The sequence below is a fragment of the Streptomyces sp. WAC 04229 genome (assembly GCF_003947455.1).
GTDB lineage: Bacteria > Actinomycetota > Actinomycetes > Streptomycetales > Streptomycetaceae > Streptomyces.
In genome coordinates this window covers 1-11,192 of sequence record NZ_QHJH01000007.1, presented here as the reverse complement: position 1 = coordinate 11,192, position 11,192 = coordinate 1, and the positions used below count along the sequence as shown (strand labels likewise).

Here is an 11,192-nt window from a genome sequence, read left to right as displayed (position 1 = left end):
CCCTCAGCCGAGCTTCACGCGGTCGAACCGGGCCCAGTCGCAGGAGTTGGGCGGCGCGGCCCGCAGTCCGGTGACGGCGTCGCTGTGGCCGATGTTCCAGTCGCTGAAGGCCCACACCAGTTGGCCGTCGCGGTCCCGGGCACGGCGCTGGGCGCGGTCGAGGAGTTCCAGGCGGGTCTTCTCGTCGCGGGTGGCGGTGGCCTGGGCGAGCAGACGGTCGAAGGTGGTGTCCTCATAGCCCATGAGGTTGTTCGCGGCGTCGCTGCGCAGCCGGGACCGCAGGTGGGTGACGACGGGGAGGGTGGCCGTGCGGCTGTGGAAGGCGACGCCCTTGTCCTTGACCTCGCCGAAGTAGGTGGCGGCGGAACGGACGTGCGGGGTGACCTTCAGGCCGATGTCCTTGAGCTGGTCGGCGATGAGGGTGGAGGCGTTGCGCCAGGTGGGGTCGGCGTCGCTCGTCTCCAGCGCGACCGTCAGGCCCTCGGCGCCGGCCGCCTTGACGAGGGCACGGGCGCGGTCGACGTCGCGTTCGCGCGGGGGCAGGTCGTCGGGGTAGGCGCGCAGCCCCATACCGAAGAGGTCGTTGCCCACGGTGCCGTGGCCGGACAGGGCGACCTCGACCAGCCGGTCCCGGTCGAGTCCGAGGGTGAACGCCTGGACGAGACGGGCGTCGTCGAAGGGGGCGCGGGACAGGCGCAGCAGGACGGCCTGCATGGTGCTGAGCCTGCTGCGCAGGACCGCGAGCCCGTCGCGGTCGCCGACGCGGCTCGCGGAGGCCGCCGTCAGGTCGTGGGCGTAGTCGACCTGGCCGGACAGCAGGGCGTTGAGGCGGGCCCGCTCGTCGTTGACGGGCACGAACTCCAGTTCCTCGATGCTCGGTCCGCCGTCCCAGTGGTCGGCCCAGGCGGTGAACAGGGCCTTGCCGCCGGGTGTGAAGGAGCCGTACCGGAAGGGACCGGAGCCGACGGGCTCCGCGAAGTCCTTGGTGTCCTTCGGGACGATCTCGGTGCCGGGGGCGCCGAGGGCCGCCGGGAACTCGAAGTCCGGCCGCTCCAGAACGAGAGTGAGATCCCTGCCCTTGGCGGTGCTCGCCTCGAAGTCGACGCCGGAGAAGAGCTGCTGGGCGGCGGCTCCGGTGGCCGGGTCGGCTATGCGCCGGTAGTTCCACAGGACGTCGGCGGCGGTGACGGGGCTGCCATCGTGGAAGCGGGCGTCGGAGCGCAGCCGTATCGTCCAGCGGCTGCCGGACCGGTCGCTCTCCCAGCGTTCGGCGAGCCGGGCCTGCACGGACATGTCGTCCTTGTACGTCAGCACGCTGTCGTACAGCGCCTTGGAACGGGCCTGGTCGACGAAGAGCGGCGCGATGTGCGGGTCGAGGGTCTCCTGCGAGCCGCCCGCGCTGAAGGCGGCACGCAGCCGGCGGCTGCCCGACGAGCCGCCGTCACCACCGGAGGAACACCCCGCCAGGAGGGTTCCGGCGGCGAGGGCTCCCGCCCCGGTGAGCAGGCGACGGCGCGCGAAGGAGGGTGTCATGGTGTGCGGGGCCTTCCCCTGGTCGCCGGACGGGTCCCGGAGGGAGGCACTGCGCAGGCCGCGCGGCGGGCCCTGACACGCATCGTGAACCTCTTCCTGGGGAGTCCACGCCCCGGACGGTCGGTGGAGCGACGGGCCAGTCTCCTGGCTGCCGGATCACCGCTCTCCCCGCCTTCCGGCCATACGGCCGTGGCGCATGGGGTTCGCTCCCCGGTCACAGTGGCGGGACCGCGCCGGATTCGCACCGGCTTCCTGGTTCCCGTCGCTCATGTGTACGGCCCGCATTATGCCGGACGCTTCTGCCGACTCGGACGGAGCCCTAGCCGGCTCGGACGTCGCGGAATCGTGGACGTCCCGGTCCCGCTCGGCACCGGCCGAGCGCCGACCGTTCACCATCCAGGTGTCGGCCTCCTCATCGATGACCGGTGCTTCGAAGACTCGATGCCGCCGTACAGAGCCGAAAGATCGTCCACGAGCGGTGGGAGCCCTCTGGGACTTCTCTGGGACTTCCGGCTCCGTCAACCGGCACGAGCGTGCAACAGTCGAAAGGTCATTCGCGCAGGTCAGCGGGGCGCAGCCCACTAACGCAGCAGGTCACAGGGTTGCCTGGTCTCTTCCGGGACATCTGAACGGCTTCAGAAAAAGCGCCGCCACACCCCTGCTGACCTGCGTAAAGGTGAAGCGGGAGAGGAGGTGGCGGCGCCTCTGGGACTTCTCTGGGACATTCGACCGGTATCGAGGGTTCCGGTCGCCACGCTCTTGAACTGACGCGTCACTGGGTGCTCAGAGCACCAAAGGGCGTCACAAGCAACAGTCCCCTCGTCGGACGGAACGGACTGCCGCGGCCGGCTCCCCGCTCCCACTGCTTGCACCTGGCCCTTAGCCCCTGTCCAGCCGCCATAATGGAGTCATGCATCACCCCGCACCCCCACCGAGCGGCCTCTCGGACGCGGCCGCCGAGGACCTCGCGCTGTACCGGGAGAAGTTCCGGCGGCGTCTGCCGGAGTCGCTGGACGAGTTGCACGGTCCGACCCAGGGGATCGTGCCGCTGCACGTGGCTTGGTCGGGGATGACGTCGTACGACATGAACAAGCCTCGTCAGCGCATGGGCCTGTACCGCACCGTCCTGCACGAGGGCCTGCGTGATGACCTGCCCCGGTATCTCGACCGGGACCTGCTCCTTCAGCTGTGGCCGGTCTTGCGCACCCTCGTCGGTCGCACCGTGCGCACCGTATGGGAAGACGCCTTCCCCCAACTCGCCTCCCGCACCCGGGCTGCCGCGTGACGGACATGCCGTAGCTGCACGCTCGGCTCCTGGCGGATGTGATCGCCCTCGGCTCGCCGTATCCCCTGGTCCTCACCGGCGGGTACGCCGTGCGAGCACACCACCTCGTCAACCGCCCCAGCCAGGACCTCGACGTCGCCACCGAGAACCCGGCGCCCATGGCTGGCAAGACCGTCTTCTCCTGGTGCTTAAACCCGGCGGTGACGCGAACCTCCTGTCCGGCATCCTGGCCGCTTACGCCGGCCGGCCCGACGCCCGGCAGGTGGACATCCTCTTCGGCGGAGCCACCGACCGCGCCGACCACGTCCGCGACGGCCGCGCCGATGTCGCCCTGCTGTACGTGCCGTTCGGCGACATGACCGGCCTGGACCACGAAATCCTGATGGTCGAAGGACGTGTCGCGATCCTGCCGCGCTCGCCGGCCCAGCCCATGCGGCCCGGCCTTGTCCACCGGCCCGTGATCGATGCCCCCAACAGTGAGATCGTCCTCGCGTGGTCCCAGGACGACCGCCGCAGCCTGGTCGCCTCCTTCGTCGCTGCCGCTGTGGATGCCGCGGGGGCGTCTCGAGACAGCGGCTGATTCGTGGGCTCACCGGACCACCCATGACGCAGGCGGGGCCGGAGGGACGTGTCGTCCCTCCGGCCCCGCCGTGCTGCCTGGGCCCCGCCGGCCTCCGCGTGGGACCGGTTGTCCCGGGGGCTCAGGCGGTCTGTGGGTCCGCCGGTCAGTAGGCGGAGTCGACGTTGTCCATGGAGCCGTACTTGTCGGCCGCGTAGTTGCAGGCGGCGACGATGTTGGCGACCGGGTCGGTGATGGAGTCCTTCGTGCCCTTGACGTGGTAGGCGTCGAAGGTGGGCTGGATCGTCTGGAGCAGGCCCTTCGAGGGGATGCCGTTCTGAGCGTTGACGTCCCAGTTGTTCTGCGCGAGCGGGTTGCCGGACGACTCGCGCATGATGTTGCGGTGCAGGCCCTCGTAGGAGCCCGGGATGTTCTTCGCGTCCATGACGTCCAGGGCGGTGCGGATCCAGCCGTCCAGGTCGTCGCCGTGCTTCTTCTCGCCGGCCTTGACGATGGCCTTGATCTTGTCGGTCTGGGCCTGGGTCTGCGCGGAGGAGACCTTGGCCGGCTCGGCGGCGTGCGCCGGGCTCGGGGCGAGGGTGAGGGTGACGGCGGCGGCGCCCGCGGCGGCGAGGGAGGCCACGGCGGACTTGCGGATGTTGGGACGGCGCAGGATGGCGTGCATGGGTGTACCTCTCCATTCGGGAACGTGATGGGGAGGCCGACGGGGGGTCGGCGACGCGGTGTCCGCGTTGGACGCGGCTTCGCGTCATCAGGGCCGGTGTCTGGATCACGGACGGGCTCTTCCCGTCCGGTCCCGGCGCTCGGCTCCCCGGTACGCCGAACACACTGCGGAACGTTCCGCCGCCGCGACAAGTGTGTGACCTACTACGCCACTTCGCAGACGGGCCGCGTGACCGCCCGGACGGCTTGCGAGCACGCGGGCGAGCGGCCGTCGGGGCGTCTACTAACCCCGGCCCAGTGTGACGTGGGCCCTGTGCGCGCCCTCACAGAGCCGGTCACCCGGCGGACCCCCCTCGTCACCCTGCGGAGGCGCGCGCCTCACTCGACGGAACGGAAGAGTCACTCTCCGGGGTCGGCGGGACGGCCCGTGTCCCGGCACCAGGCGTGGTGGTGCACGAGGACGTGCAGGACGAGGGAGTCGGTCGAGACTCGTGGAACTCCGCACCCGCCTCGGGACGCGGCTCAGCGTGACCGCGGACCGAGGTCTGTGAGCAGGTCGTGCAGCATCGTTTCCTCCTCGCCCCGGACACCGCACTCGGCGAGAGCGAGAGCCGGTCCGGGTCCCGGCCCCGGTCCCAGTCCCGGCCCCGGGGAGTGGCGGCGGACGGGCCGTTCAGGGCCCGGACCTCGACCGGTGTGGTCACCGCTGCCCGGCATTCCGGCGCCGTGTCCCGCCACGGCCGCAGGGGACGCTTCGCGCCGGAGTGCCGTGGCGATGCGGACCCCGACCCAGCAGGAGCCGAGTGCGTGCCCCACCGGCACCCCGGCTCACCGTGCGCCGGCGCCGCGGCGGCGGCCCGGGTCGGCGAGGACGTCCGCGGCGTACCCGGCGTCGTCCGGGTTGAGGTCGGTCCCCGGAGCCACGACGCGGTCGACGCGGTCCAGGAGGTCGGACTCCAGGACGATGTCCGCCGCGCCGAGCTGGTCGCGCAGGTGCTCGGCGGTGCGCGGACCGATGATCGCCGCGGAGACCGCCGGATGCGTGGTGACGAAGGCCAGCGCGAGCTGGATCAGCGTCAGGCCCGCCTCCTCGGCGACGGCGGCGAGTTCGGTGGCCGCGTCCAGCTTCGCCCGGTTGCCGGGCACGTCCAGGTCGTAGTGGGAGAGCGTGGCACGGAAGGGCATGGTCCGGGTGCGGTGGCTGGACGGGCCGGAGGCGTCGCGGTGCCAGCGGCCGGACAGCCAGCCCTCGGCCAGCGGACTCCAGGCGAGCACTCCCATGCCGTACGTCTCACAGGTGGGGAGCACGTCGGCCTCGATCCCCCGGACCAGCAGGGAGTAGGGCGGCTGTTCGCAGACGAAGCGCTCGCGCTGCCGACGCTCGGCGGTCCACTGCGCCCGCACGATCGCGGACGGGGTGAAGGTGGAAGATCCCGCGTACCGGATCTTCCCGGCGCGGACCAGGTCGGTGAGCGCGCCCAGGGTCTCGTCCAGGTCGGTGGCGGGGTCGGGCCGGTGCACCTGGTAGAGGTCGATGTGGTCGGTGCCCAGACGGCGCAGGCTCGCCTCGCAGGCCCGGACGATCCAGCGGCGCGAGGCACCGCGCTCGTTGCGGCCGGGCCCCATGGGGCTGGACACCTTGGTGGCGAGGACGACGTCGTCGCGCCGTCCGGCGATCGCCTTGCCGACGACCCGCTCGGACTCGCCGTCCGAGTACACGTCGGCGGTGTCGATGATGTTGACGCCCGCGTCGAGCGCGTGACGGATGACGCGGGCCGAGTCGTCGTGGTCGGGGTTGCCCCACTTCCCGAACATCATGGCGCCCAGGCACAGCGAGCTGACCTGGACCCCCGTACTGCCCAGCGTGCGGTAGCGCATGATCGCGGCCGTCCCTTCGTGGTCGCCGTGGCGTGGTGCGGCAGGCGGGAGCCTGCTACCTTTCCACCAAGCGGAGCCGACTCCGCTTACTTGCGGCGAAGGTAAGCGGAGCCGACTCCGGTTGGCAAGCGGGAAGCGGAGGTCACAAGTGGCGGGCCGAGAGGAAGAGGGCGCACGCGGACGGGCGGGCCGGCCGGTCCGGGCCGACGCGCGGGCCAACGAGGACCGGCTGCTCGCCGCGGCGGCCCTGGCCTTCGCCCGCGACGGCGCCGCCGCGACCCTGAAGCAGATCGCCATGGACGCGGGCGTCGGCATCGGCACGCTGTACCGCCGCTTCCCGACCCGCGAGCAGCTCGTCGACGCCACCTACCGTTACGAGACGGCACGGCTCTCCGCACGCGCCGCGGACCTCCTCGGCGAACTGCCCGCCGACCGGGCCCTGCGGGCGTGGATGTCCGAGGTGCTGGACTACCTCGACACCAAGCACGGCATGGCCGACACGCTGGGGACCCTCCTGCGCGACGACGAGCGGCTGAGTTCACTGACCCGCGAGCAACTGACGGGCGCGGTGGAGGAGTTCCGTCTCGCCGGGGTCGCGCAGGGGGTGATCCGGGCGGACATGACCTCGACCGACATCCTCATGGCCCTGGCCGGCGTCACCCTCGTGGCCGGCGACGCCCGACAGCGCGTGCGGGCCGAGCGGCTGCTCGACCTGCTCCTCGACGGCCTCACCCGCCGCGACCGCTGACACCCGATCGGGACCGAGCCGGTGTGAATTCGGGATTGGGTAAGTATCGCAGAAATCGTTCACTCGACTGCCGCGCATCCGACGGAGTAGGCAGACGTTACTTCGGATATGACCGAGGAACAAGGGGAATTGACGGCGCTCGGCCCGTACACCTACAGGCCCGGCAATGATCACTCTCCGTCACCTGGTGACGGAACCCTGACCAGAGGCGGGCACCCCGTTCCTCTCCGGGTGACCGAACCGGTCCTGCAACGCTTCCTGGACGTCATGACGGAACTGGAGACCGGCCTCGCCGAGCGCTGGGGCAGGGCGCAGTCCTCCCTGACGTGCCCCCGGGCGGAGTGACCGGCGCGTCGTGCACGAAGAACACATCTACCCGCACATGCCCTACGGCGAAGGCTCGTTCCGCACCAGGGGCACCGGGCGGCACCGGGCGCCCCAGGAAGCCTTCGGGGAAGCCCTCGTCCCGCCCGAACCCGGCTGGGACCCGGCCGAGGAACTCGCGTTTCTGCTCCAGGACGCGGTGGAGCAGCAGCCCGCCGTCCCGTACGGCATGGACACCTCGGCGATCCCGCCGGTGCCGGGCACGCCGCTGAGCAATCTGCAGGAAATCACCGCGGAACTGCCCCCGTTGAGAGACGCGCCCACCAGTCACCGCCGCGTCCGCCGTCCGAAGGTGAGCCGGCTGCGCGCCGCGAGCCTGTTCGTGGCGGCGCTGGCCGCGGTCATCGCGGCCTCCGTCAGCCTGTTCGGCGGCATGGTGGCCTACGAGCCGCTGCGGCTGGCCGCCGTCACGCGTACGCGCGGCAGTGTCGTGTCCTGGTGGCCGCTGCTGGTCTACGGGCCCTGGCTGGTGGCGTCGCTGGCGGTGCTGCGGTCGGCCCTGCACCAGCGCCGCGCGGTCCACTCCTGGGCCGTCGTCCTGCTGTTCTCGGCCATCGCGATGCTGCTGTGCATCGCGGAGGCGCCGCGCACGGTCAACGACGGGGCCGCCGCCGCCCTGCCGGGTCTCGCCTCGCTGGTCTGCTTCCAGCAGATCGTCCGGCAGATCACGCTCACCCGGCCACCCCGGCGGGCGGTGCCGCGCCACCGGCAGCGTGCGGCGGCCGCGTCGGGCGACGAGGCGGCGGACACGGCCGGCCAGGACCCGGTGTCCCTTCCGCAGCAGCGGCAGAGCGTCCAGCGCGCACCCCGGCCGGGCACGGGACCCAAGAAGCGAGTATGACTCTGTGTGACTGATCACGGGGACCCAAGGGCACTTGCGAAAGGCGCCCAATTCCTTCCCGCCACTTCCCGGAGATCGAATGGGTAATTCTCTTCTCCGGGAAGTGCTGGAGGAATTGGGCGCCGTCCGCTCAGCCCGCCACCAGCTTCACGTCCTGGTCCTTCCGCGCGTGGAAGCTCGGCAGCGGCAGACCGCTGGTGATCCGCAGCTCCATCAGCGTCGCCTCGACGTGGGCCGCGCCGGGCTTGAGCGCGTCGGTGGAGAGCGTGCCCTTGTTGGTCCAGCGGTGCTCCTTGCCGTCGCAGACCGCGCGGGTGCCGCCGATGCCGTGGCGGACGGACGAGTCGTCGCCCTGGCGCACGACGGAGCTGACGAAGACGGCACCGTCGGCGGGGCTGCAGCGGTAGGTGCCGGTGAGGGTGACGGTGCCGTCGGCGGCGACGCGGCCGGTCCGGTCGACGGTCACGGACTCCGTGACGGTCTTGGTGTCGGTGGGGGCCGCCGTCGCGGCGGGGGCGGCAGGAAGGAACAGGGCGGCGCCGGCTGCCGCGGCGAGAACCGCGGATCGTACGGGCATGGGGGGGACCTCCCGATCGGTCGGAATGGGGTGTTCCACTGGTACCGGGCGGACGGGCCGGGGCCAGTGACCGTCACCCCTTCGGTGGCGAGTCCGCGTCGGCCGCCGTCCGTGAACCGTCGCCGGGTTGTCCGGGTGTTGTCACGCTTGCCGCCCGGGGCTTGGCGACGAGTTCCCGGCGGGCGCACGGTCTGTTCATGCGACGGTCCCGACGACGGGACGGTCTCCCGACGTGGAGGTGCGCCATGTGTACCCACCGGTCTTCCTGCCCCGCGGCCGACTCCCCCGCGGCCGGCTCCCCCGCGGCCGGCTCCGTGGTCGCGCACATCGTCGCCGCCCACCCGGAGCAGGGGTGGAACCTGCTGTGCGACGGCACGATCGTCTTCGACGACACCGGTGAGCTGCGGCCCGACGGCCGGGTGGTCGCGCCGCGCCGGATGCCCGCCGGGCCCCTGGCGATGGCGGCCTGAGCGCGTCCTCCGCCGGGCGCCGCTCGGCGTTCGTCGGCTCAGGTCTCGCGGCTCAGCGCTTCTCGGCGATGAACTCCCGCAGCAGGGAGGCGAGCAGCTCCGGCTGGTCCTCGGGGATCAGCGTCCGGGCGTCCTCGACCTCCACCAACCGGCCCTGCGGGAGCAGTTCGGCCAGGCGTCGGCCGTGGGCGCGGGGCATCATCAGGTCCTCGGTCGCCCAGACGACGAGCGCGGGCCGATCGAACCTCCGCAATCCCTGGGCGGCCTCCAGCAGTTCGTCACCGCGGACATGGGTGTTGTAGTGCCGGAAGTCGCGGCGGATCGCCGGATCGGTACGCAGGGGGCGCAGCCAGCCGTCGACGACCGCGTCCGGCACGGGCCGCTTGGTGAGGGCGCCGATCCCGACGGGGAGGCGGCGCAGCGGCTTCAGGCCCAGGGTGCGGACCAGCAGGGGCACGCCGCCGGGCAGGCGGCAGGCGACGCCGATCAGCTTTCCCGGCAGTCCCGGCGGGTAGTTGTCGAACGCCTCGCACGCGACGAGCACCAGCCGTGCCAGCCGCTCCGGATGCCGGGCCGCCACCGTCTGGGCGCGTCCGCAGTCGTTCTCGACCAGGGTCACGTCGGTCAGGTCGAGGCGGCCGATGAACTCCGCGATCAGTTCGTTGACGAGGTCCGGCGTGGGCGGCCGGGTCAGCGGCCGGCGGTGGGAGCCGTAGGGCAGGGTCGGCGCGATCACCCGGTGGTCGGCGCGCAGGTCGGCGAGGACCCCGCGCCAGACGGTCGCGTCGTGGACGAGACCGTGGAGGAGCACGACGACCGGGCCGTCCCCGCCGGTGTCCTCGTACTCGATGGTCCCCGCGCTCAGTTCGATGTCCGGCATGCCGGAACTCTAGGGCGGGCGGGCGCTTAGCGGCAGTGGGCGCTACGGCAGTACCGCGAAGCCGTCGAGTTCCACCATCGCCCGTTCGTCCCAGAGGCGTACGACCTCCACGACCGCCATCGCCGGGTAGTCGCGGCCGGCCAGTCGGCGCCAGGTGCGGCCGAGGTCGGCGGCGTGGGTGCGGTAGGCGGCGACGTCCGTGGCGTAGACGGTGACGCGGGCGAGGTCGGCGGGGGTGCCGCCGGCGGCTCGCAGGGCGGTCAGGAGGTTGGTGAGGGCCTGTGCGAACTGGGCGGGGAGGGTGTCGCCGGTGACCTTGCCGTCGGTGTCCAGGGCGGTCTGGCCGGCCAGGAACACGACGCGGGTGCCGGTGGCGACGACGGCGTGCGAGAAGCCGGTGGGCGGGGAGAGTTCGGGCGGGTTCACCCGTTCGGCGGTCATGCACCGGCCTCCTCGGTCTTCGTGTCGTGCGTGCGGTACAGCTCCTTGGCGATGATGCCGCGCTGCACCTCGCTCGCGCCCTCGTAGACGCGGGGCGCGCGCACCTCGCGGTAGAGGTGTTCGAGGAGGTGGCCGCGGCGCAGGGCGCGGGCGCCGTGCAGTTGGACGGCCCGGTCGACGACGTACTGGGCGGTCTCGGTGGCGAGGAGTTTCGCCATCGCCGCGCGCCGCGGGACGTCCGGGGCGCCCTCGTCGTACGCCGTCGCCGCCGCGTAGACCATCAGGCGGGCGGCCTCGGTGCGCAGGGACATCTCGGCGACCTGGTGGGCGACGGTCTGGAGGTCGCGCAGCTTGCCGCCGAAGGCGTCGCGGGAGGTGGTGTGCGCGACGGTGGCGTCGAGGGCGGCCTGCGCCATGCCGACGGCGAAGGCGCCGACGCTGGGCCGGAACAGGTTGAGGGTGTCCATCGCGACCCGGAAGCCACGGTCCGGCTCGCCGAGCACGTCGTCCGCGGTGACGGGCACGGCGTCGAGGGCGAGGGCGCCGATGGGGTGCGGCGAGAGCATGTCGAGCGGGCTGCCACAGAGGCCGGGCCGGTCGGCGGGCACGAGGAAGGCGGTCACTCCGCGGGCGCCGGCGCCGGGTGTGGTGCGGGCGAACACGGTGTAGAAGTCGGCCTCGGGCGCGTTGGAGATCCAGCACTTCTCGCCGGTGAGCCGCCAGCCGGAGCCGCCGTCGGGGTCGGCGTCCAGAGCGAGGGGGGCCGAGGGGGCGTCGGCGGCTCCCGCGCGGTCCCCGGGGGCGGGCACGTCCGCGTCGTCCTCGGCGGCGGGTGACACCGCGTCCCGGCCGGTGCCGGTGCCCTCGGTGGCCCAGGCGGACTCGGCCGACGGGGCCGTACCCGTGCCGCTC

Annotated in this window: 11 protein-coding genes, 1 pseudogene and 1 riboswitch; of the genes and pseudogenes, 5 read left to right on the top strand and 7 right to left on the bottom strand. The window is 72.3% G+C overall.

Going from position 1 to position 11,192, the window contains the following annotated elements; all coding sequences use genetic code 11:
• Window positions 1-3: 3 nt before the first annotated feature.
• Entirely contained in the window at window positions 4-1,533 is a 1,530-nt protein-coding gene (locus tag DMH12_RS03255; RefSeq protein ID WP_185832124.1) for an ABC transporter substrate-binding protein, read from the bottom strand.
• 116 nt (window positions 1,534-1,649) lie between these two features.
• Window positions 1,650-1,831, bottom strand: a riboswitch (cobalamin riboswitch).
• Between the two features lie 612 nt (window positions 1,832-2,443).
• On the opposite strand from DMH12_RS03255, the gene DMH12_RS03250 reads away from it, so the two are divergent.
• A complete protein-coding gene (locus DMH12_RS03250; protein WP_125490009.1) occupies window positions 2,444-2,818 on the top strand; it encodes a hypothetical protein in 375 nt (124 codons plus the stop codon).
• Between the two features lie 166 nt (window positions 2,819-2,984).
• Window positions 2,985-3,398, top strand: a pseudogene (locus tag DMH12_RS03245) (LysR family transcriptional regulator); the annotation flags it as partial.
• A gap of 145 nt (window positions 3,399-3,543) precedes the next feature.
• Here the strand turns inward: DMH12_RS03245 and DMH12_RS03240 are convergent.
• Complete coding sequence (locus tag DMH12_RS03240) at window positions 3,544-4,062, bottom strand: transglycosylase SLT domain-containing protein (protein WP_125490008.1); 519 nt, start codon at window positions 4,060-4,062, stop codon at window positions 3,544-3,546.
• Between the two features lie 827 nt (window positions 4,063-4,889).
• Window positions 4,890-5,939, bottom strand: a complete 1,050-nt coding sequence (locus DMH12_RS03235; RefSeq protein WP_125490007.1) for an aldo/keto reductase — start codon at window positions 5,937-5,939, stop codon at window positions 4,890-4,892.
• Window positions 5,940-6,087: 148 nt separating this feature from the next.
• Here DMH12_RS03235 and DMH12_RS03230 point away from each other — a divergent pair, with 148 nt between their 5' ends.
• Together DMH12_RS03230 and DMH12_RS03220 are read left to right on the top strand one after the other, a co-directional pair.
• The gene (locus DMH12_RS03230; protein WP_125490006.1) at window positions 6,088-6,687 is read left to right on the top strand and encodes a TetR/AcrR family transcriptional regulator; all 600 of its coding nucleotides are present in this window, start codon (window positions 6,088-6,090) and stop codon (window positions 6,685-6,687) included.
• Between the two features lie 382 nt (window positions 6,688-7,069).
• Window positions 7,070-7,912, top strand: a complete 843-nt coding sequence (locus DMH12_RS03220; RefSeq protein ID WP_125490069.1) for a hypothetical protein — start codon at window positions 7,070-7,072, stop codon at window positions 7,910-7,912.
• Between the two features lie 130 nt (window positions 7,913-8,042).
• Here the strand turns inward: DMH12_RS03220 and DMH12_RS03215 are convergent, their stop codons facing one another.
• On the bottom strand, window positions 8,043-8,489 hold the full coding sequence (locus tag DMH12_RS03215; RefSeq protein WP_125490004.1) for a DUF6299 family protein: 447 nt from the start codon (window positions 8,487-8,489) through the stop codon (window positions 8,043-8,045).
• A 245-nt stretch (window positions 8,490-8,734) separates the two neighbouring features.
• Here DMH12_RS03215 and DMH12_RS03210 point away from each other — a divergent pair, with 245 nt between their 5' ends.
• Complete coding sequence (locus DMH12_RS03210; protein ID WP_125490003.1) at window positions 8,735-8,959, top strand: DUF5999 family protein; 225 nt, start codon at window positions 8,735-8,737, stop codon at window positions 8,957-8,959.
• A gap of 52 nt (window positions 8,960-9,011) precedes the next feature.
• Here the strand turns inward: DMH12_RS03210 and DMH12_RS03205 are convergent, their stop codons facing one another.
• The 3 genes from DMH12_RS03205 to DMH12_RS03195 form a co-directional block, all read right to left on the bottom strand.
• Window positions 9,012-9,839, bottom strand: a complete 828-nt coding sequence (locus DMH12_RS03205) for an alpha/beta fold hydrolase (protein ID WP_125490002.1) — start codon at window positions 9,837-9,839, stop codon at window positions 9,012-9,014.
• Window positions 9,840-9,881: 42 nt separating this feature from the next.
• A complete protein-coding gene (locus DMH12_RS03200; RefSeq protein ID WP_125490001.1) occupies window positions 9,882-10,280 on the bottom strand; it encodes a RidA family protein in 399 nt (132 codons plus the stop codon).
• On the bottom strand, window positions 10,277-11,192 hold a 916-nt coding region (locus tag DMH12_RS03195; protein ID WP_260473999.1), incomplete at its 5' end, for an acyl-CoA dehydrogenase family protein. The genes DMH12_RS03195 and DMH12_RS03200, both read right to left, overlap by 4 nt.

Coding starts and splice junctions, on each gene's coding strand:
- DMH12_RS03215 (WP_125490004.1), bottom strand. CDS start 8,489: ATGCCCGTACGATCCGCGGTTCTCGCCGCGGCAGCCGGCGCCGCCCTG.
- DMH12_RS03235 (WP_125490007.1), bottom strand. CDS start 5,939: ATGCGCTACCGCACGCTGGGCAGTACGGGGGTCCAGGTCAGCTCGCTG.
- DMH12_RS03210 (WP_125490003.1), top strand. CDS start 8,735: ATGTGTACCCACCGGTCTTCCTGCCCCGCGGCCGACTCCCCCGCGGCC.
- DMH12_RS03250 (WP_125490009.1), top strand. CDS start 2,444: ATGCATCACCCCGCACCCCCACCGAGCGGCCTCTCGGACGCGGCCGCC.
- DMH12_RS03255 (WP_185832124.1), bottom strand. CDS start 1,533: ATGACACCCTCCTTCGCGCGCCGTCGCCTGCTCACCGGGGCGGGAGCC.
- DMH12_RS03220 (WP_125490069.1), top strand. CDS start 7,070: ATGCCCTACGGCGAAGGCTCGTTCCGCACCAGGGGCACCGGGCGGCAC.
- DMH12_RS03240 (WP_125490008.1), bottom strand. CDS start 4,062: ATGCACGCCATCCTGCGCCGTCCCAACATCCGCAAGTCCGCCGTGGCC.
- DMH12_RS03200 (WP_125490001.1), bottom strand. CDS start 10,280: ATGACCGCCGAACGGGTGAACCCGCCCGAACTCTCCCCGCCCACCGGC.
- DMH12_RS03205 (WP_125490002.1), bottom strand. CDS start 9,839: ATGCCGGACATCGAACTGAGCGCGGGGACCATCGAGTACGAGGACACC.